This is a genomic window from Exiguobacterium sp. SH3S1, from assembly GCF_004337105.1.
In the GTDB taxonomy this organism is placed as follows: domain Bacteria; phylum Bacillota; class Bacilli; order Exiguobacteriales; family Exiguobacteriaceae; genus Exiguobacterium; species Exiguobacterium aurantiacum_A.
On the sequence record NZ_SJUW01000001.1, the window covers coordinates 457646 to 478439 of the forward strand.

At 53.3% G+C, this 20794-nt stretch carries 24 protein-coding genes; 6 read left to right on the forward strand and 18 right to left on the reverse strand.

The genetic code is table 11. The features are described 5' to 3' along the window. Positions 1-107 precede the first annotated feature (107 nt). Positions 108-500, forward strand: a complete 393-nt coding sequence (locus tag EVJ26_RS02305; RefSeq protein ID WP_236635484.1) for a YslB family protein — start codon at positions 108-110, stop codon at positions 498-500. Positions 501-531: 31 nt separating this feature from the next. On the opposite strand, the gene EVJ26_RS02310 is transcribed toward EVJ26_RS02305, so the two are convergent. Next, positions 532-1317 (reverse strand): aminoglycoside adenylyltransferase domain-containing protein, encoded by a 786-nt coding sequence (locus EVJ26_RS02310; protein ID WP_131469659.1) that lies wholly within the window; start codon positions 1315-1317, stop codon positions 532-534. Beyond that, positions 1314-3098, reverse strand: a complete 1785-nt coding sequence (uvrC, locus tag EVJ26_RS02315) for an excinuclease ABC subunit UvrC (RefSeq protein WP_131469660.1) — start codon at positions 3096-3098, stop codon at positions 1314-1316. Before uvrC ends, EVJ26_RS02310 begins: the two co-directional genes overlap by 4 nt. Positions 3099-3169: 71 nt before the next feature. On the opposite strand from uvrC, the gene EVJ26_RS02320 reads away from it, so the two are divergent. After that, positions 3170-4483 (forward strand): dihydrolipoyl dehydrogenase family protein, encoded by a 1314-nt coding sequence (locus EVJ26_RS02320; protein ID WP_131469661.1) that lies wholly within the window; start codon positions 3170-3172, stop codon positions 4481-4483. 38 nt (positions 4484-4521) lie between these two features. Here EVJ26_RS02320 and mnhG read toward each other — a convergent pair whose 3' ends face one another. The 16 genes from mnhG to EVJ26_RS02400 all read right to left on the reverse strand — a co-directional run bounded on the left by mnhG (position 4522) and on the right by EVJ26_RS02400 (position 18273). Then, positions 4522-4881, reverse strand: coding sequence for a monovalent cation/H(+) antiporter subunit G (gene mnhG, locus EVJ26_RS02325; RefSeq protein ID WP_016510023.1), 360 nt, complete (start codon positions 4879-4881; stop codon positions 4522-4524). After that, the gene (locus EVJ26_RS02330) at positions 4859-5155 is read right to left on the reverse strand and encodes a Na(+)/H(+) antiporter subunit F1 (protein WP_201738315.1); all 297 of its coding nucleotides are present in this window, start codon (positions 5153-5155) and stop codon (positions 4859-4861) included. Before EVJ26_RS02330 ends, mnhG begins: the two co-directional genes overlap by 23 nt. Further along, positions 5152-5637 (reverse strand): Na+/H+ antiporter subunit E, encoded by a 486-nt coding sequence (locus EVJ26_RS02335; RefSeq protein WP_131469662.1) that lies wholly within the window; start codon positions 5635-5637, stop codon positions 5152-5154. The genes EVJ26_RS02330 and EVJ26_RS02335 overlap by 4 nt, the downstream gene beginning before the upstream one ends. A gap of 7 nt (positions 5638-5644) precedes the next feature. After that, entirely contained in the window at positions 5645-7126 is a 1482-nt protein-coding gene (locus tag EVJ26_RS02340; protein WP_131469663.1) for a Na+/H+ antiporter subunit D, read from the reverse strand. Continuing rightward, positions 7119-7460: a Na(+)/H(+) antiporter subunit C gene (locus tag EVJ26_RS02345; protein ID WP_131469269.1), complete on the reverse strand. Its 342-nt coding sequence runs from the start codon at positions 7458-7460 to the stop codon at positions 7119-7121. The genes EVJ26_RS02340 and EVJ26_RS02345 overlap by 8 nt, the downstream gene beginning before the upstream one ends. Further along, positions 7460-7897, reverse strand: a complete 438-nt coding sequence (locus EVJ26_RS02350; RefSeq protein ID WP_131469271.1) for a Na(+)/H(+) antiporter subunit B — start codon at positions 7895-7897, stop codon at positions 7460-7462. The genes EVJ26_RS02345 and EVJ26_RS02350 overlap by 1 nt, the downstream gene beginning before the upstream one ends. Next, positions 7881-10310, reverse strand: a complete 2430-nt coding sequence (locus EVJ26_RS02355) for a Na+/H+ antiporter subunit A (RefSeq protein ID WP_131469664.1) — start codon at positions 10308-10310, stop codon at positions 7881-7883. The genes EVJ26_RS02350 and EVJ26_RS02355 overlap by 17 nt, the downstream gene beginning before the upstream one ends. A gap of 375 nt (positions 10311-10685) precedes the next feature. Then, on the reverse strand, positions 10686-11000 hold the full coding sequence (gene trxA / locus EVJ26_RS02360) for a thioredoxin (protein ID WP_131469665.1): 315 nt from the start codon (positions 10998-11000) through the stop codon (positions 10686-10688). A 107-nt stretch (positions 11001-11107) separates the two neighbouring features. Next, positions 11108-12073 carry an electron transfer flavoprotein subunit alpha/FixB family protein gene (locus EVJ26_RS02365; protein ID WP_131457438.1) on the reverse strand — a complete coding sequence of 322 codons (966 nt, stop codon included), beginning with the start codon at positions 12071-12073 and terminating at the stop codon, positions 11108-11110. Between the two features lie 14 nt (positions 12074-12087). Continuing rightward, positions 12088-12861, reverse strand: a complete 774-nt coding sequence (locus tag EVJ26_RS02370; protein WP_070327743.1) for an electron transfer flavoprotein subunit beta/FixA family protein — start codon at positions 12859-12861, stop codon at positions 12088-12090. A 79-nt stretch (positions 12862-12940) separates the two neighbouring features. Further along, positions 12941-13519 (reverse strand): fatty acid metabolism transcriptional regulator FadR, encoded by a 579-nt coding sequence (locus EVJ26_RS02375; RefSeq protein ID WP_131457440.1) that lies wholly within the window; start codon positions 13517-13519, stop codon positions 12941-12943. An 80-nt stretch (positions 13520-13599) separates the two neighbouring features. Beyond that, positions 13600-15273: an AMP-binding protein gene (locus tag EVJ26_RS02380; protein ID WP_131457442.1), complete on the reverse strand. Its 1674-nt coding sequence runs from the start codon at positions 15271-15273 to the stop codon at positions 13600-13602. 136 nt (positions 15274-15409) lie between these two features. Next, the gene (locus EVJ26_RS02385; protein WP_131469666.1) at positions 15410-15886 is read right to left on the reverse strand and encodes a DUF4825 domain-containing protein; all 477 of its coding nucleotides are present in this window, start codon (positions 15884-15886) and stop codon (positions 15410-15412) included. A gap of 12 nt (positions 15887-15898) precedes the next feature. Then, positions 15899-17026 carry an ABC transporter permease subunit gene (locus EVJ26_RS02390; RefSeq protein ID WP_131457446.1) on the reverse strand — a complete coding sequence of 376 codons (1128 nt, stop codon included), beginning with the start codon at positions 17024-17026 and terminating at the stop codon, positions 15899-15901. After that, the gene (locus tag EVJ26_RS02395; protein WP_070327748.1) at positions 17016-17897 is read right to left on the reverse strand and encodes an ABC transporter ATP-binding protein; all 882 of its coding nucleotides are present in this window, start codon (positions 17895-17897) and stop codon (positions 17016-17018) included. The genes EVJ26_RS02390 and EVJ26_RS02395 overlap by 11 nt, the downstream gene beginning before the upstream one ends. Then, positions 17872-18273, reverse strand: coding sequence for a GntR family transcriptional regulator (locus EVJ26_RS02400; protein ID WP_131469667.1), 402 nt, complete (start codon positions 18271-18273; stop codon positions 17872-17874). The genes EVJ26_RS02395 and EVJ26_RS02400 overlap by 26 nt, the downstream gene beginning before the upstream one ends. A gap of 179 nt (positions 18274-18452) precedes the next feature. On the opposite strand from EVJ26_RS02400, the gene EVJ26_RS02405 reads away from it, so the two are divergent. The 4 genes from EVJ26_RS02405 (at position 18453) to EVJ26_RS02420 (ending at position 20680) form a co-directional block, all read left to right on the forward strand. Beyond that, positions 18453-19202: a hypothetical protein gene (locus EVJ26_RS02405; protein WP_131457448.1), complete on the forward strand. Its 750-nt coding sequence runs from the start codon at positions 18453-18455 to the stop codon at positions 19200-19202. 106 nt (positions 19203-19308) lie between these two features. Beyond that, positions 19309-19719: a MarR family winged helix-turn-helix transcriptional regulator gene (locus EVJ26_RS02410; protein ID WP_131465523.1), complete on the forward strand. Its 411-nt coding sequence runs from the start codon at positions 19309-19311 to the stop codon at positions 19717-19719. A gap of 22 nt (positions 19720-19741) precedes the next feature. Next, complete coding sequence (locus EVJ26_RS02415) at positions 19742-20380, forward strand: nitroreductase family protein (RefSeq protein WP_070327751.1); 639 nt, start codon at positions 19742-19744, stop codon at positions 20378-20380. Between the two features lie 15 nt (positions 20381-20395). Continuing rightward, positions 20396-20680, forward strand: a complete 285-nt coding sequence (locus EVJ26_RS02420; protein ID WP_131469668.1) for a putative quinol monooxygenase — start codon at positions 20396-20398, stop codon at positions 20678-20680. The last annotated feature ends 114 nt before the right edge of the window (positions 20681-20794 follow it).

The window sequence follows — 20794 nt, forward strand, 5'->3', positions numbered from 1 at the left end:
CTAGCCGATTTGTCCCACATTCTTTTAGAAAATACCCGGTGACCAAATCCAAATTGGTCGTTATAATAGTATAGAGAGATTGGAGTGATGGAAGAAAAATGGAAACGATGAGCCAACCCACTTTCGCGATCGAACTGCTTCGCGACTATGTGTTGACAGATTTGCTTGGAGACGATTATGCCCAAGTCATCTATTGGTCCGGGAAACGGGTCGCCCGCAAATTCCCGACGATGCCGAATGAAGAACTGACCGCGTTCTTTTCGGAAGCCGGTTGGGGGCAGTTGACGCTCGTGAAAGAAAAAGAGAGCAAGTTCGTGTTTGAACTCACTCCGCCGCCTGCGACCCAAGAGAAAGCGAACGGATATTACCAGCTCGAGGCTGGTTTTTTGGCCGAACAGATTGCCGGTCGTTTCCAATGCGTCGCCGAAGGCTATGCCGATCCGGGGCGTCAGACCGTCCACATCACCGTCCAGTTAGACCGAAAAGATACGTACGAATAAGAAGAGCCGATGCGACCGCATCGGCTCTTCTTCATATAGCTTGGAGTTTCCGGTGTGCAAATTCGCGGAACGCATCCAACTCGTTTGCGGAAAAGTAGATTTCACCACCCGCATAAGACACCGAAGCTTTCTTGAGTGTCTGGACATATTCTGACGGAAACTTCCTGTGGCTCGCCCAGTCGAGTGCTTCCTGTTTCGATAACACGAGGCGATCTGAGCAGTATGCCAAAACGCGGGTAAGATTGAGCACGCTATACACCGGCGTGTCATGAATCGAGTCGAGACAGTCGTTTGCATCGCACATAAGAGCGTCCATATAATCTGCTTCCTTGAAGCCGACAATCACATCCTTGAGCGCTTCGCCATAGAGGACGAGACCTCTTTCACATGTGACTCGCACATGAGCCGCCAAGTCTGGGTCGGTCATCCCTGATTGGAGCATCGCCACGCCCCGGTTCCGAAGCGCCGACTCGAAGCGCGTACGCCATCCTTCGCTATAGTGAAAATCGAATGGACTCGGATGTCGCCAGGCGGTCAAATCACGAACCGTGAGTACGCTCAGCTCGATTGGATATGGCTCGTTTGATGTCACGAGACAAAGACGCGTCAGTGCCAGCTTCTCCTCAGGAGACAGCGGACGGCTTGTGACAATCAAAAAATCAAGATCACTATGTTCCGGATGAAACCCTCCCATCGCGATGGACCCATGTAAATACAGGTGCTCAATGGGAGATACGATCTTGTGCACGCGTTTAATGAATGCCGCGACGACAGGACGGGCGATTGCAGGAATCGCTTGCGACACACACTCTCTCATTCGTCCGTCTCCTCATGGACGTATTGGATTACGGTCTCAGCCAACTTCTCCGGCAGGCCTGCTTCCTTCAACTGTTCGAGCGAGGCGAGGCGGATCTGTTTCATCGACCCGAAATGACGGATCAGTTGCTGACGCCGCTTCGGTCCGACACCCGGGATATCGTCGAGTACCGACTGCGTCATCTTCTTCGTCCGCAAGCTGCGGTGGAACGTGATGGCGAAACGGTGAACCTCGTCTTGCATCCGCTGGAGCAGATAGAACGCGCTTGACCGCGAGTTCAATTCGACGACATCGCCGCCTTCGCCGAACAGAAGCTGGCTCGTCCGGTGGCGGTCATCCTTCTTCAGCGAGCCGACCGGCAAATCGAGGCCGAACTCGTTCTGCAACACGTCAAGGGCGGCGTTTAACTGGCCGAGTCCCCCATCGATCAATAAAAGATCCGGCAGACGTTTCTCCTCGGTCAACAGCCGTCGGAAACGGCGGCGGACGACTTCACGCATCGTCTCGTAATCGTCCGGTCCTTGGACGGTCCGGATCTTGTACTTCCGGTATTCTTTTTTGAGCGGCTTGCCGTCCTCGAAGACGACGAGCGCCGAGACGGCGTCAGCCCCTTGGATGTTGGCGTTATCGATGATGTCGACGCGAGATAAGTTCGGGATGCCGATCGCCTCACCGAGCTCACGCATCGCGAGCAACGTCCGTTCTTCATCGCGCGCAAGCAGCTCGAACTTCTCGTTCAAGGCGATGCTCGCGTTCTTCGTCGCGAGCTCGAGCAACTGTCGTTTCGCCCCGCGTTTCGGTTGCATCACTTTCGTCCCGAGCGCCTCGTTCAATAGATCGATGCGGACGATCTCCGGGACGAGCACTTCTTTCGGCAACACGTTCTGCTCATAGAACTGGACGATGAAGCTCTCGAGTTCTTCTGACGGTTCCCCGTGGAGCGGGAACAGCGAGACGTCGCGTTCGATCAGCTTGCCGCCGCGCATATAGAACACTTGGACGCACATCCAGCCGCGGTCGAGCGTATAGCCGAAGACGTCGCGCGCCGTCGGGTCGGCCGTGATCATGTTCTGTTTGTTCATGATCGATTCGACGGCCCGGATCTGATCGCGGAGCTCGGCCGCCCGCTCGAACTGCATGTCCTCGGCCGCCCGGTGCATATCGACTTGGAGCTTGGCGAGCGTCTCGCTCGTCTCCCCGTTCAAGAAACGGCGAATCTCTTGGACGATCGACTTCTGCTCGTCGGTGTCGACCGCGAGTTCACACGGTCCGAGACATTGGCCGATGTGGTAGTACAGACAGAGCTTCCGTGGCATCGGCTGACATTTCCGGAGCGGATACAGCTTGTCGAGCAACCGTTTCGTCTCGTTAGCGGCGTAGGCGTTCGGGTAAGGGCCGAAGTAATGGCCCCCGTCCCGTTTCAGCTTCCGCGTCGTGAGCAGCCGCGGGTACGGCTCGTTCGTGACTTTAATATACGGATACGACTTGTCGTCTTTCAACCGGATGTTGTATTTCGGGTCATGCTTTTTAATGAGCGTCATCTCGAGCAAGAGCGCCTCGAGCTCGCTCGCCGTGACGATATATTCGAAGTCACGGATCTCGGCGACGAGACGCATCGTCTTAATGTCGTGTGCCCCGGTAAAGTACGAGCGGACGCGGTTCTTTAAGTTTTTCGCTTTCCCGACGTAGACGACCTCGCCATACTCGTTTTTATGCAAGTAACAGCCTGGGTCGTCCGGGAGCAGCGCCAATTTATGTTTAATGTGGTCAGTTTGACTCAAATTTTATCACCTCAGTTTAGCTTCCTCCAAGACGGGAAAAAATTGGTGTAGTCTCAGAGGGAGGGTTTTTGATGAAACGATATGACGTAATCATCATCGGCAGCGGTCCGGCAGCGAGCCAAGCCGCGAACATTTTACGCGACGCCGGTAAACGGATTGCCATCGTCGAGAATTGGACGTTCGGCGGGACGTGCCCACAACGCGGGTGCGATCCGAAAAAGATGCTCGCGGAAGGGGCGGAACTCATCGCCAAAGTCGAACGCATGAAACCGCTCGGCGTCAAAGGAGACATCACGCTCGACTGGCACGCCTTCAAGCGCCGTGTCGATGAATACCGCTTCGCCATCCCGACGACGAAGATGCACAAGTGGAAAGAAGATGACATTGACTTATACGAGGGCGAGCCCCACTTTATTGATGAAGACTCGATCGTCATCGAAGGCCATGAGATCTCGGCGCATCAGTTTTTGATCGCGACCGGCCAAATCCCGCGCCCGCTCGACATCCCGGGCGGAGGCGGCGCCATCACGAGCGACGACGTGTTCGACCTCGAGAACGTGCCCGAGCGGATTACCATCGTCGGTGCCGGATATATCGCGTTCGAGTTCGCGCACATTCTCCGCCGGTTCGGCAGCGCTGTCACGCTCCTCATCCGGTCGCGGGCGCTTAAACAATTCGACCGAAAAATTGTGAAGCGGCTCCTCGATGAGACGGTCCACATCGGCGTCGACGTCCGGTTCGGGCTCGAGCCCGTCAAGCTCGACGGGAACATCTTGACATTATCAGATGACTCTACCCTAGAAGGACTCGTCCTTAACGCCACGGGGCGTATCCCGAGTATCGAGCGGCTGCGGTTGGATGCGGCCGGCATCGAAGCGGACAAGGACGGGATCACCGTCAACGACTATTTACAGACGACGAATGCGAACGTCTATGCGGCCGGCGACGTCGCCAAAAGCCCGAACCCGGCGCTGACCCCGTTTGCCGGGCAAGAAGGACGGATCGCCGCCCTTAACCTGTTGCGGAACAACACACGTCCGTTGCCGGAGCGTCCGGCCCCGACGGTCGTGTTCACGACGCCGCCAATCGCCAAAGTCGGTTTGACGGTCGACGAGGCGAAATCGCTCGGGATCGACTATGAATGCAGGGATAATGACATATCCCACTTTCTTACGTATGAACGGGTCAATGACGCGACCGCCTTCTCGCGCGTCTTGCTCAGCAAAGACGGCCACGTCATCGGCGCTCACTTGATCGGGCAACACGCGCCCGAGCTTATCAACTTGTTCTCGTTCATTATACAAAACAATATCAGCCATCAACACGTTAAGCACTTAGAGTTCGCCTATCCGACGTCCGCCTCTGATTTGACGCACTTGATGTAAAAAAAAGGCTCTTCCATGTCGTATGGAAGAGCCTTTCGTCATTCGATCCCTTTTTCCTTATCTTCTTTGAGCGCGTCCTGTAACGACTTCTCCCAGAGCGGGACGCCTTTAGCGTGAGCCGCCCGGGCGAGCAAGTGTCCGCCGACCGGCGCGGTCAACAAGACGAAGAACAAGCCGAGCAAGAGACGTGCGTCGAAGATACGTTGGTCGACCCAGACGTGGAGCACCGCCGCGAACAAGACGAACATGACGCCGAGCGTCGCCGACTTCGATGCCGCGTGCGTCCGCGAATAGACGTCCGGCAAACGGATGAGGCCGATCGCCGCAACGACCGTGAAGAACACTCCGATGATCGTGAAAACGCCGGTCAATATATCAAAGATCGTTGTCGCGGTCATGATGAATGATCTCCCCTCTCTCTAAGAATTTCGAGAACGCCACCGTACCGATGAAGGCGAGGATGCTGAGCAAAAGAATGACCTCGAAGAATATCGTCGTGTCGAGCAAGATCGACAACAGCGCGACGACCGAGATCAACGCGATCCCGATCGAATCGAGCGCGATGACGCGGTCAGCGGTCGTCGGCCCTTTGATGACCCGATACAACATGCCGAGCATGGCAAGCAAGAGAATGGCGAGCGCAATGTAAATTAAAATATCTAATATGCTCATTCCGTCGCCTCCTTAATGGTTGATTCAAAGTTATTGTAGATGTCGCGTTTGAGCGCCTCTTTATCCGGCATGTTGAGCGCGTGGATATAAAGTATTTTATTATCTTTCGAGACTTGGACGACGAGCGTCCCTGGGGTGAGCGAGATAAGCATCGACAACAGGCTGATTTTCCAACCCGAGCGCAGTGACGTTTCATATCGGAAGATACCAGGTTGAATCTTCAATTTCGGGCTCAAGACGAGACGTAACACCTCGAAGTTCGCCATGACGAGCTCACGTGCGAAAATCAAGAACAGCTTGAACAGCTTGATCACACGTGTGAAGTAAAAGCCCGTACCTTCAGATTTGAAGAACCGCCGCATCATGAAGATGACGAGCAGTCCGAGCAAGTAACCGATGAGAAACCCGCTCGTCGTGAACGTACCGGAGAAGAACATCCAGATGAACGCCAAGAAAAAGTTGATGAGTAGTTGGTAAGCCATGTCTAAATCACTCCTTAATCACGGCATCGATGTAGATTTCCGGTTCGACGAGCGGTTCGATTGCCTGGGTAATGAACGGATGCATCGCCTCGGCCCCGAATCCGTACGCGACGGCCACTGCGACGAGTAACAACGTCGGCACGATGAGTCGGTTCGTATACGGGACGAGCGGACCGTCATAGACGCGTCTCTCTTCTCCCCAGAACCCATAGAGGAAAATCTTAATGACCGAGAACAAGACGAACAAGCTCGACAGCAAGATGAGCAGCGGGCCGAACAAGTCGCCGTCGGCCACCCCGCCTTGAACGATCAACAATTTACCGAAGAAGCCACTGAGCGGCGGAATGCCGGCGAGTGACAACGCGGCGATAAAGAACGTCCATCCGAACAGCGGGAACCGGGTGATCAATCCACCCATGTCGCGAAGTTGACCGGAACCGGTGATCCCGATCATCATCCCGACAAGCATGAACAAGGCGGCCTTGATGAGCATGTCGTGAATCAAATAGTAGAGCGCCCCTTCAAGCGACGTCTGCGTATTGAGGGCGATCCCGTAAAGGATGACGCCGACCGCGATCATGATGTTGTAGATGATGATCAACTTCACATCGTTATAGGCGATCGCCCCGGTCATCCCGATGACGATCGTCAGCACGGCGAGCACGATCAAGAACGTCTGCATGAACGACCCCGTGTCGAACAAGAGCGTGTACGTCCGTAAGATCGAATAGATGCCGACTTTCGTGAGCAAGGCACCGAACATGGCGAGGATCGGCGTCGGGGCAACGACGTACGATCCAGGCAGCCAGTAGTGCAACGGGACAAGCGCCCCTTTCATACCGAAGACGATGACGAACAAGACACCGATGACGGTGATGACGTTTTGATTTTCGACGAGCGGGATCTTCTGGGCCAAGTCAGCGAGACTGAGCGTCCCGACGACGCCGTAAAGAAGTGCGACGGCCATGACGAACAGCGCCGACGCGATGACGTTCACGAGCAAGTATTTGATCGACTCGCGCAACTGGACGCCTTTCCCACCGAGTACGATCAAGACGTACGAAGAGATGAGGAAGACTTCAAAGAAGACGAACAAGTTGAAAATATCGCCCGTCGTGAAGGCGCCGTTGACACCGACGAGTAAAAATAACATCGCGACGTACACGTAGTTCGATTCATAAGCGTCCGAGAAATAATGCGTCGCAAACCAGACGATGAAGAACACGATCAACGTCGATGTTGTGACGAGAAGCGCCGACAACATATCCGAGACGAGCGTGATTCCGAACGGTGCGGGCCAATTCCCGAGGTTGACGGTCAAGATACCGTCTTGCGATACGGTGAAGACGAGCAACACCGATACCGCGAACGTGACAAGTAAAGCCCCGAGTGCCATCACACGTTGTAGGCGTACCTGTTTCGGTGCGAACATCAGGATGACGGCTGCAAGTGCAGGGATGACAATCGGAAAGATCGGTAAGTTAATCATTCGATTCCGTTCCTTTCATTTCCTCAATATTATCCGTGGTCAACTCCTGGTACGCCCGATAAGCGAGTACCAAGAAGAACGCCGTCACACCGAAGCTGATGACGATCGCCGTCAAGACGAGCGCTTGCGGCAGCGGGTCGGTATATTCCGTGACCCCGTCGACGAGGACAGGTGCCGCTCCCGTCTTCAGTCCACCCATCGTCAAGACGAGCAAGTGGGCTGCGTGACTGAGCAGGCCGGTACCGATAATGATGCGCAACAAACTCTTTGAGAGAATCATGTAGACCGCGCTCATCGTCAGTACCCCGATGATGATGCTAACGAAGATTTCCATTATTCACTCTCTCCAATCGTTTGAATGATCGTCATCGTCACACCGATGACCACAAGGTAGACGCCTAAGTCAAAGGCGATGGCCGTGTGAAGCGTCTGTTCACCAAGGAGCGGCAAATCGAACTTGTCATAAGCGTGTGTCAGGAACGGACGATTCCAAAAGATGCTGTGGAGCGATGTTAGCATCGCAATGACAAGACCGAGTGCCGTCATGATCCGATAGTCGAACGGTAAGACGTTCGCAAGCGTCTTCGAGTCGAACGCGAGCAGTAACAACACGAGAGCAGCAGCCGTCATCAATCCACCGACAAACCCGCCGCCTGGCGAATAGTGCCCGGCGAAGAATAGGTTGATTGAAAACATGATGATGATGAAGAAGATGATCACCGCGGCCGTCTGTAAGATGACGTCATTCACTTGATCATTTTTCCGATTCATGTTCATGTGCTCCTTTCGTGCGTTCTGTCGTTCTAAATTTGATCATCGTATAGATCCCGATTGCCGCAACGGCGAGGACGACGATCTCGAACAGCGTATCAAAGCCCCGGAAGTCGACAAGGACGACGTTGACCATGTTCTTCCCGGCTGCTAAGTCGTAGACGTTCTCTTTATAATACTCAGAGATCGAAGACACCGACCGGTTCGACAGTGCCATGAAGCTGAGCAACATGACCGTCACCCCGACGATGACCGACACGATCGCGTTCTCCACTTTAAATTTGACGCGAACTTCTTTTCTGCTGATCTCCGGCATGTGATAGAACACGAGCAAGAACAAGGCGACCGATACCGTCTCGATGACGAGCTGCGTCAAGGCGAGATCCGGCGCTCCGAAGAACACGAAGAACAAGGCGACCGAATAGCCGATGACCCCGAGCAAGATGATCGATGGCAGGCGTGAACCCATGAACAGAATCGCGAGCGCCGCCAAAATGATGACCGCCCCGAGCACATATTCATACGGCGCGACAGCCTCCATCTCGCCGAACGAGAAGTTGAACAAGTCGAACCAGTACATCGAGAACAACAGCATCCCAGATAAGAACAGGAAGATGTAGATCAAGTAGGACCGGATGAAGCCGGTCATGTAGTTGTCTTTAAAGCGATAAGCCGCTTTGTTCGACCAGACGAGCGACCCGTCGTACATGCCGTTCAGCGTCAGCCGGTTCGGGATATGGTTGTAGATCCCCATCCACTTGTTGATCATGAAGAACATGAGCGTCCCGAGGGCGATAATCCCGAGCGTCATAAATAGCTCTGGAGTCGGTCCGTGCCAGAAGTAGATGTCGACTTTGACCTCTTGCCCGCTCGCGACGAGCGTCGGATAGATCGACTCGACGGCAGGCTTGATGAGCGAGTTCGACAACACGTTCGGAACGAAGCCGAGGACGACGACGAGGATGGCTAAAATGGCCGGCGGGATGAGCATCCCGATTGGTGCCTCGTGCGGCTGTTTCGGCAATTCGTCGAACTTGGCTTTCCCCATGAACGTCCGTGTAAAGATGATCAAGCTATAGATGAACGTGAACACGCTCGCGATGAACGCGACGACAGGGATCAAGATCCCGATCGTGTCGAGCGCGAAGAAGTCCATCGAGAACACTTTCGTCGTCGCCTTCAAGAACATCTCTTTACTGAGGAAGCCGTTGAATGGCGGTAACCCTGCCATCGACAACGAGCCGATGACGGCGATTGTGAACGTGATCGGCATGACGGTCATGAGACCGCCGAGCTTACGGATGTCACGTGTGCCCGTCTCGTGGTCGACGATCCCGACCATCATGAACAACGATCCTTTGAACGTGGCGTGGTTGATCAAGTGGAAGATGGCCGCGATCGTCGCGACCATGAAGATGTTGTCGTCGATCCCGTCGTAATGAAGCGCCGCGGCGCCAAGGCCGAGCAGCGACATGATGAGACCGAGCTGACTGACCGTCGAGAACGCGAGTATCCCTTTCAAGTCCGTCTGTTTGACGGCGTTGAAGGCTCCCCAGAACAACGTGAACGTCCCGACCGAGACGATGATCCATAGCCAGAGCGATGATTCTTGGAACACCGGACTCATCCGGGCGACCAAGTAGAGCCCGGCCTTGACCATCGTCGCCGAGTGCAAGTACGCACTGACCGGGGTCGGTGCTTCCATCGCGTCCGGCAACCAGATGTGGAACGGGAATTGCGCCGACTTCGTGAACGCCCCAAGCAAAATCAAGATCATGGCGGCGACGAAGAACGGACTTTCGGCGATAAGCGCCTGATTTGCGATCATGTCGCGGATGCTGAACGATCCGACGATCGACTCCAAGATGACGATCCCGCCGAGCATCGACAGACCACCGAACACGGTGATCAGCATCGACTTGCGTGCTCCGTAGCGAGAGCGTTCTTTCTCATACCAATACCCGATCAACAGGAACGATGAAATCGATGTGAGTTCCCAGAACATGTACATGACGACCATGTTATCCGAGAGGACGACACCGAGCATCGCACCCATGAAGAGAAGCAAGTACACATAAAAGTGACCGAGCGACTCTTTATCTTTGTTCAAGTAGTAAATCGAATACAGGACGACGAGCGCCCCGATCCCTGTAATGAGGAGGGCAAACAGTAGTCCAAGCCCGTCCACGTAAGCGGTAAAGTTGATCCCGAGCGACGGCATCCATGCGACCGTTTCGCTCACGACGTCTCCCGCGCTCGTGATTCCGATGAAGCGGAAGAAGTAGACGAACAGGAGTACCGGGACGACCAGTACGAACCAGCCCGTATGGATCCGTTTCAACGCCCGAAACAAAAACGGGATGAACGGTGCCGCGAGGAGCGGCAACAAGATAGCTAAATGTAACACCGACAAGAAAATTCCTCCTTCGAACAGAGTCTTACAACGATGACATCAAATATTAAGTTCATTTGACGCCATCACGTCTTCCTCATGAGTATAGCTTAAATTTTCAGGCTGTTTCCATGATAAAAGCTTCTCGCTTTTCTAGCCACGGTTAAAAAAAACTGAACTGTTAAATATGAAGGGAGTCGACAAAAAACGACTAAAAAAAATTGGGTTTGGATTGCATATGTAAGCTCTATTAAGCCGAATGTCGAACGTGTTGCCGCTCCCGAATCGATCGTAACCCTTAACCTAACTAATTCTTTGCTCACTCACTAAACTCCTTGTTCCCGAACGAAGCCAACAAAAAACAGCCGATCGGTCTCCCGATCGGCTGTACGTTTATTATTTTGCTGACGCGATAAACTCTTTAAGCGCTTCTTTTGGTTGGAAGCCCATTGTTTTCGAGACAGGTTGTCCGTCTTTGAACATCATGAGTGTCGGGATGCTTTGGATTTGGAAAGCGCCCGCTACTTCTGGGTTCTCGTCAACATCGAGTTTAACGATTTGGACTTCGTCGCCCATCTCTTGATCGAGTTCTTCAAGAACCGGTGCGATCATGCGGCACGGTCCACACCATGCTGCCCAAAAATCGACGAGGACGACGCCCTCTTTCACTTCTTGTTCGAACGTTTGAGTCGTTGCGTGTTTAATAGCCATTTGGTAAATACCTCCCCAGTAAGATGAGACAGTTCAATTAAGAACTCTCTTGCATTTCATGTTCAGAGTATACCACGGAGGGTAACTTTCCCCAAACGTTATGCCCATCAGCTATTGACGAGGTGTTTTCGGAACTCTTCAGTCAAGAGCGGCACGACGTCGAACAAGTCGCCGACGATGCCGTAGTCGGCTACGCTGAAGATGCTCGCTTCCGGGTCCTTGTTGATGGCGACGATGACTTTTGCGTTGCTCATCCCGGCCAAGTGTTGGATTGCCCCGGAGATTCCGCAGGCGATATACAAGTCCGGCGTGACGACTTTACCCGTCTGACCGATTTGGAGTGCGTAGTCGCAGTAGTCCGCGTCACATGCTCCACGTGAAGCACCGACAGCGCCACCGAGCAGTTCAGCGAGCTCTTCGAGCGGTTTAAAACCGTCCTCGCTCTTGACGCCGCGTCCTCCGGCGACGATGACTTTCGCTTCCGCGAGATCGACTTTCCCGGTCGCCTTACGGACGACTTCTTTGACGATCATGGCGAGATCTTTCAATTCGACGGCCGGCGTCTCGACCGACACGCTCGCCCCCGCTTGACGTGGAAGTGCGTCGATGTTGTTCGGACGAATCGTGAAGAACATGACCGAATCTTTGAACTTCACTTTCTCGAACGCTTTACCCGAGTAGATCGGACGGACGAACTCGGCGTCTCGTCCCGAGCCTTCGATCGAGACGACGTCACTGATGAGGCCGGCGTCAAGACGGGCCGCGAGTTTCGGTGCGATGTCTTTTCCGAGTGCTGTGTGGCCGAGGACAATCATATCCGGTCCTTCTTGGTCGATGATTTGGCGGAGTACTTGGCCGTAACCGTCCGGCGTGTAATGTTTGAGTCGCTCGTCTTCGATGACGAGGACGCGCGCTGCGCCGTGCTCCCCGAGTTCAGTCGCGAGTGCTTTGACGTTATCCCCAATGACGACCGCCGTCACGTCGTCCGTCAGTTGCTTCGCCGCGGCGATCGCTTCAAATGATACGTTCCGTAACGCGCCTTCGCGCGCTTCTGCGAGTACTAAAGCTTTCATATGTGATGTCCCCCTTAAATGACTTTGGCTTCCGTGCGAAGTAGTTGAACGAGCTCGCTCACTTGTGTCGACGTGTCCCCTTCAAGAATACGTCCCGCTTTCTTCTCTTCCGGCAAGAACCGTTTGATCGTCTCGATCTTCGCGCCGATCTCGTCTTCGTCGAGGTCGATGTCTGAGAGATCGAGTTCTTCGAGCGGCTTCTTCTTCGCTTTCATGATACCGGGAAGGCTCGGATAGCGCGGTTCGTTCAAGCCTTGTTGCGCCGTCACGAGGAGCGGCAGGTTGACTTCGATCACTTCCGTGTCCCCCTCGACGTCACGCGTGACCGTCGCCGTCGTGCCGTTGATGTCGAGCTTCGTGATCGTCGTCACATAGTTCATGTCGAGCAGCTCGGCGACGCGCGGCGCCACTTGTCCGCTACCGCCGTCGATGGCGACGTTACCGGCGAAGATGAGGTCTGGTGCTTGGTCTTTCAAATATGCGGCGAGCACTTTCGAGATTGTCACGTGATCTGCGTCCTCGACGTCATCCTCGATCGAGATGCGGACCGCTCTGTCCACACCCATCGCGAGCGCTGTCCGTAGTTCTTTGTCCGCGTCGTCCGGTCCGACCGTCACGACCGTGACTTCTCCCCCGAGATCGTCACGCTTGCGGATCGCTTCCTCGACCGCATACTCGTCATATGGGTTGATGATGAACTCGGCACCGTCTTCTTGGATCTCCCCGTTCTCAAGTTGGATCGCTTCCTCTGTATCGAACGTACGTTTTAGCAACACAAAAATATTCATGTCAGTTCCCCCTTCAGGTTGTTCGTCCCATCATTCATGAATCAGCATTCATTTTTTGAGCTAACGAGAGGGCTTACGGTTAAGCAAGCCCTTTTTTTAACATATGGTGTACTCTCGGTAACGTCGACATTAAGTCGTACTTGAAGCCGCTCGCCATCCAACTCGTGACCACTTCATCGATCGTGCCGAAAATCATTTGTCGCGCCAGCCGGTAGTCGAGGTCCTGGTCAAACTCCCCGGTCTCGATACCGTGCTTGACGACCGCATCGATCAAGTTCAAATACGGCTTCAACACTTCACTGATCTTTTGGCGGAGCGCCAAGTTCGACTGTCTGAGCTCGATTTGCGTCACGACGGCGAGGTCGTAGTCGACCGACAGCTGCTTGAGATGCGACTCGATCAACTGGTACAGCTTGTCGCCTGCCGTCGTCTCCTGCTCGATCTGTTGCTTCGAGTAGTCGATGAACAGGCCCATCTTCGTCTGGAACAGCTCGATCAATAGATGCTCCTTGTTTTTGAAGTACAAATAAATCGTTCCGTCCGCGACACCAGCCTCTTTGGCGATGGCTGTCACCTTTGCACCGTGATAACCATGGTCCGCGATCACTTTCACTGCCGCATCGATAATGCGGTCACTTTTTGATACATTCTTTTTCATAGACACCCATGCTCCTTATTGCTGCAGAAAAATGAATGATGGTTCATTCATTTATTATTCTATCATGTCAAAGAGAGGTGTCAACTGCTTTGTTTCACTTGTTTCGCCTTCTCTTCGTCGACGAGGACGCGGCGCAGGATCTTACCAACGAACGTCTTCGGCAACTCGTCACGGAATTCATACAGCTTTGGTACTTTATACGCCGCGAGCTTCTCACGGCAATGCTTGTCGAGCTCGTCTTCGGTCACATTCACCCCGTCCCGCGTGACGATGAACGCTTTGACCGTCTCACCGCGGTACGGGTCCGGGACACCGATACAGACCGCTTCCTTGACGGCCGGATGTTCGTACAGCACTTCTTCGATCTCGCGCGGGTAGACGTTGAAGCCTCCGGCGATGATCATGTCTTTCTTCCGGTCGACGATATAGAAGAACCCGTCCTCGCCCATATAGCCGAGGTCACCGGTCGCGAGCCATCCATCTTTCAAGACGGCCGCCGTCTCTTCTGGTTTTTGCCAGTAGCCTTTCATGACTTGCGGTCCATTCAGGAACACTTCGCCGATCTCACCGACTTCGGCCAATGTCTCGCCGTCTGCCTTTACAATTTTAGCAGAAGTATCGGATAACGGCACCCCAATCGAGCCGACGATGCGTTTATCCCACAAGAAGTTAGCGTGCGTCACCGGTGACGTCTCGGACAACCCGTATCCTTCGACGATGCGCCCGCCCGTCACGTCTTCGAACTGTTCTTGTACTTCGACCGGGAGTGGTGCCGATCCTGAAATACATGCCTCGATCGACGACAAGTCATACTTTTTCAGTTTCGGGTCGTTCAAGATGCCGACATACATCGTCGGGGCTCCTGGGAAGAAGTGTGGTTTCTTCTTGTTGATCGTCTTCAAGACGTCGGTGACGTCAAAGCGCGGCACGAGAATGAGTTCATACCCGTTCGCCACCCCGAAGTTGAGGCAGCATGTCATGCCGTAGACGTGGAAGAACGGGACGACGCTCAAGACGCGCTTCTCATCACCGCGGTTGTATTTATAGAAGAAGTTCGAAATTTGGTCGACGTTCGCCGTCAAGTTGAAATGCGTCAGCATGACGCCTTTCGGCAGCCCGGTCGTCCCGCCCGTGTATTGGAGCACGGCGACGTCTTGTTTCGGGTCGATCTCGATCGGCTTGACCGGTCCGAAGTTTTTGAAATCCTTGAACGCGACCGAACCCGTCGTATCGATGACGATATTGTGCTCACGTTTCACTTTGATCGGGTACAGCTTATTTTTCGGGAATGGCAGGTAGTCGGCGATACTCGTCGTGATGATCGTTTGAATGTCCGTCTTTTCTTTCACCCGGAGCGACTTCGGATAGAGGAGATCGAGCGTGATGACGATCTTCGCGCCGGAATCGGTGATCAAGTTTTCAAGCTCGTGCTCGGTGTAGAGCGGATTCGTCTGGACGACGGTCCCACCGGCATACAGGACGGCGTAGAACGAGATGACGTACTGTGGGCAGTTCGGGAGCATCAGGCTGACCCGGTCCCCTTTTTGCAACCCTCTCGACTGCAACATCGTCGCCAAACGGTGGGCCGCATCATCGATTTGGGCAAACGTCAAATCCTTGCCGATAAACGAGACGGCGGTCCGGTCCGGGAAATCTTTAGCGGCGCGGCTGAGTGCCTCATAGAGTGGCTTCACCTCGTAGTCGATCGTTTCAGGCATGTCAGCTGGATAATCTTGTAACCACGGTTTTTCCATTGATTCTCCTCCTTAGAATGAATAGTCATTCAGTTAATTCCATTATAATGCTAAGAAAACGCTTTCATCTACCCTTTACCCGATACTTTTCAGAAAATATCGAAAAAAAGTGCATGGATTCAAAAATCCATACACTTTAGACGCGTCTGAAGTACGCTTCAGCTTGCTCTTCATTCCCAATTTTTTCATCCAATCGGGCAATCAAATCTTCTTCTTTCTCGATCGTCGAGAAGTCGATCCCGAGCCACGCCTCCATCTCGGGGCGAGAGAACGCGTACGTCCGGTTCGGGAACGCGAAACGGACGATCTCCGTATTTTGTACGAGCGTGAAATACGTCGCCGCGTTACGGATGGCGAGCCGCTCCTGCTCGATGCGCTCAATCTCCGGATCATGATAACGAACGGTCAGCCCGTATGGACGCTTTTTCGTCTGTAGCTCGATCGACTTATAGCAGTCGTGCATCGGCAACGTCTTGGCGATGCCGACGACGGCGTTGATATCGCCGACGTATGTGCCCTCGTATTGAAAGGCACTCGGGGGCCGCTTCGAGGGATCACTACACCCAGAAAGTACAAACAGTAATGCGACGACTAACAGACCGAACCGTTTCATGATACGTCCTCCTTAAGATTTGAGTTGCAGGTTGAAGCGATAAAGCAGGCGTTTGGCGAGCAAGTGGGCGAGGAAGCCGCCGATCAAGAAGCCGATGACGTAAAGGATGCTGTTCGTCGAATACGCGATATTCGCTAAAATAATCCCACCAAGCATGGCGAAACAAAGCACCATCATCAGGTGAACGAACCAGAGCCAGTTCGAGAACATGAAGAAGCGGCCGTTGTTCTCTTGCGGGGCCCGGTTGAATGTAAGGAGTCCGAGTCCAAACGATAGGACAATAAAAGCAAGTACGCTTAATGGAGCAACGGCTAGGAACTCTTGCCACACGCTGTTGTCTGTATATAAGTTATACGTGTCGACGTTAAATATATTCGCAAGCGGTGAAATCACGCGCAAGAACACACTTTCAATCGCACGTTCGAATACACTATATACGCGCTCTGTATTTTGAGTGAACGATATGACCGATCCTTGAATCAGCAATAAGATGCCGACAGGGAACAATAGTGCGACGATCGACCAGAGAACTTGCGAGATTGCCTCCCCGCCAAACGAACCCATCCATAACGCCAACGAGAAAACAGCAATTCCGGTCAATAGCATAAAACCAACGAGCGCTGCGACTTTCAACGAATGTCCTTCAATCAAGAACGAATAGCGTGACGCATGGATCATCCAAAGCATGAGCGGTCCACCAAGGAGTGTCGAGACGACGATGCCGCTCGCCCCAATCAACCATTTCGATATGTACAACTGGTTCCGGTTGAACGGCAGGGACATCGCAAAGTCAGACATTTGGCTGTTGCGTTCACTGCCAATCAAGACAGACGCCATCAAGAAGCCGAAGATGATATAGAGAAAGATGACTCCACCATACGGGATGAGTGTCTGTAAATCGCCAATCCAGTAACTAGATTGCGGGTTGAACAACTCTTCAACTGATGCGTTCGACGCATCACCATTAAACCATTCGGCATACTCGTCCGGATTCATTTGAATGTCCTGAACTTGTTCATCGAACGACTGCATTTGTGTCCACACCGGGAGCGTGTACGCGACAATCCCAAGGAAGACGAGCAAAATCCACAACAACGACACTTGTTTCCAATCTTTTTTCAACAACACGTTAAATGACACTTGCCTCACCTCCTAATTGGACCCGGAAAATGTCTTCGAGCGACATCGGAATCTCTTCGACGAGCATCGGGTCGTGGGCGTCGACGAACGTGTCGAGCTCTTGCGTCCGTTCTTTCGCCATGAACAAGACGACGCGTCCTGTCACGTTGATGATTTCGATATCTTTTCGTTCGAGCAGTTCGACGGGTACTTGGTCGTTAAAGACGACTTGCAGCTTGACGCTCGACTCACGAGCCTCTTCAAGCGACATGATCGCTTTGACCCGTCCCTTCTCGATCATGATGATGCGGTCGGCGATCCGCTCGAGCTCGTGCAGCTGGTGGCTCGAGACGATGATTGAGCAGTTGCGTGCCTCGACTTGGGCGATCATCAGTTTCAAGACGTCGGCCTTGGCGACGACATCGAGTCCATCGGTCGGTTCGTCAAGCAGGTAATAGCTCGCTTTGACGGCGAAGGCGAGCGACAGCGTCACCATCGCTTTCTGCCCTTTAGACAACTGACGGATCTTTTTATTACCGATGTTGTAGCGCGTGAGCGTCTCGGTGAACGCCGCCCGGTCGAACGACGGATAGATCGAGGCGTATAAATCCATCGCCTCGTTGACGGTGTAATGTTTGAGCGCGTCGGCTGAATCTGGAACGAAGATGACGTCCCGCTTCAATTCAGCTTTCTCAAAAATGCTCGATGGCCCGTAGCGGACGTCCCCGGTGTCCGGTCGGATGATGCCGACCATCGTCCGGAGGAGTGTCGTCTTGCCGGCCCCGTTACGACCGACGAGGGCGATGATCTCTCCTGGTCTGACCGAGAAGTCGATCGCATCGAGCACGGTCTGGCGGTCGATTCTCTTACTCAGTTGCTGTACTGTCAGCATGGTTCTCCCCTACTTTCTTATACTCTGTCTCAAATAGCGTCATCGCTTCTTTAAGCGACACGTTCGCGTAATGGCAGTCGATGGCGAGCTTTTGGATGGCTGCGACGACCGGCGCTCGTGACGCGTCTTGGTCAACCCAGTCCATCGAGACGAACGTCCCGCGCCCGCGATGCATCTCGAGCAAACCGAGCCGCTCGAGCTCTTGATACGCCTTGCTGACGGTGTTCGGATTGATGACGAGGTCCGTCGCGAGCTCACGGACCGACATGACTTTGTCGCCCGGTCGTAAGATGCCGCGGATAACGAGCGCTTTCGTCTGATTGACGATTTGTTCATATAAAGGTTCCGTACTTTTCATATCGATCTTATATAACATGGGTCACACCCTCTCTTTTAAACGTGGTATAAGTGTATTATATGTATTAGTACACGTAATAGCAATAGTTCTTAGAGGGCATTTTCAGTTTACAGGGAATTGGGAATAAATAGAATACGACTTTGGACCGAGACGGGATTCGGTCTTTTCGGGTACATTGTAGTAGAGGTGAACAGAAAATGAAGAAAAGGTTGTTAATTGGCGCAGTCGGCTTGCTCGTCGCCGGATCAATGTACGGGAGAAGCGAAGCGACGGAGCGCTATACAGACTACATCTATGACACGTACGGGGAGCGTGTCGATGTCGACGTATCACAGGACTGGAAACTGACTGGATACAAGGCGACGTTCAAACTGGAGACGACACCGCTTCGCGGGACGTATTCCGCGCGGACGTATGGGGACGGCTCGATCCATGACGATGTGATGCCCGCCTACTGGGTGAAAGAAGCCGAGACGACGCTACACGACCGACTCGTCACCGCGAACGTCTTGTCACGTGAAGAGACGGTCCGGGCGAACGTACCGGAAGACGCGGTGCGAATGCGCGACGTGACGACAAAGCCTGAACCGACGTCCATCTTCGAATTGAATCCAGAGACGTTTTTAGGCGCCTCCGTCATGCTGCACGAAGCATGGAACGACACCGCTGAACAGAAACAGCGCGTGCTCGACGTCATCCGTCTGCTCGAGGACGATGTGAAGTCGATCCATTTCTCGTTCGACGGGACACCGAACGAGGATGACGACTTCACCGAGCGTTATTTGAACGTGTCACGCACACCCCAATCTGGCGACCCGTCGTTCAATTCACTCCAAACGATTGACGACTTGAACCGCCACGACCGCCTGTATGGGTTTGACAAGACGACGTTCATCAGTGAATACCGATTTGATGGGACGAAAATCGAGCGAGACACTGCTGACTAATCCGGTAGTGTCTTTTCTCGAGTCGTCTTGCTTTACAGACAGCGGTCGACTTGCTAACGTTTGACTTGTCAATGATTGATGAGTCAAATATGAAAGGTGGGACGCAATGGAGCTACGAGAGATGAGCCGGTTGCTATACCAAATCAAACTCGCCGACCAGCGCGTCGCGACATCGTTCGAGCGTGAGACAGGTTTCAGCCTGACCCGCTACGAGATGCTCATGATCGTCAACGACAAAGGCGTCTGCTCGCAAAGCGAGATCCAACAAGAGATGAAGATCGACAATGCGGCGATCACCCGTCACTTGAAGATTCTCGAGGAGAAAGGCCACGTCAGGCGGGAGCGGAACGTCGCGAACAACCGCGAAGTGTTCGTCCGCTTGACGGAGACGGCGGCACGCGAGTTGCAGCACTGTGAACAAAACCATGATCAGACGAACCATTTGATCGCCAAAGTATTATCGGAGTCGGAGATGCAACAGCTATCCGCCCTATTACAAAAGCTAAATACTATTTGAACAGAGAAAGAGGAGATTAACTATGACAACTACATTTGAAAACAATACATTAACGGACGTAATGCTCGACAGAAAGTCGATCCGCGCCTATGACGAAACGGTCAAGATCCCACAACTCGAGATGCTCGAGATGATCCAAGAAGCAACGACGGCCCCGTCTTCAGTCAACATGCAACCGTGGCGCTTCGTCGTCGTCGAGAGCCCGGAAGCAAAAGAGACGTTGAAACCGTTGATCCGCTTCAATACGCTTCAAAACGATACGTCGGCCGCGATGGTGCTCATCTTCGGTGACATGGAATGCTACGAACTCGGCGAAGAGATCTACGATCAAGCCGTAGCGGAAGGCAAAATGCCACAAGATGTCCGTGACAGACAGTTGGAAATGTTTATTCCTTACTACAAAAACTTGTCGAAGCCAGAGATGAACGATATCGTCAAAATCGATTCAAGTTTGGCAGCGATGCAGTTCATGCTCGTCGCCCGTGCCCACGGTTACGACACGAACCCGATCGGCGGCTTTGAGAAAGACCAATTGGCGGAAGCGTTCGGACTCGACAAAGACCGCTACGTGCCGGTCATGATCCTCTCGGTCGGTAAAGCGGCAGAAACAGGCTACAAATCAGTCCGTCTCGACGCTGAAAAAATCACAAACTTCAAATAATCGGAGGAATTCAACATGATCTTAGTAAACGCCATTTTTGATGTGAAAGAAGCAGAGTTCGAAAACTTCTTAGCCGATATTAACAAGCTCATCGACTCGTCGAAACAAGAAGCAGGCTGCCTAGTCTATGAGCTCTATCAGTCGACGACGTCAGAGAACCGGTTCGTCATGATCGAGAACTGGGCCGACCAAGCCGCTCTCGAGCAGCACAACCAAAACCCGGACTTGATCGCCTTCGCCCAAAACGTAGCCAACTACGTGACGGCGAAACCGGTGCTCCATGTGACGGAAGTCAACTAATCAGCAGACGGTCGACCTCGTGTCGGCCGTTTTTCTGTACGCTCTTTAGCATGATCCCGACCATTGGCAACCCTTATCCGACTAGCAGGCATACAAAAACCGCTTCTACGTGTG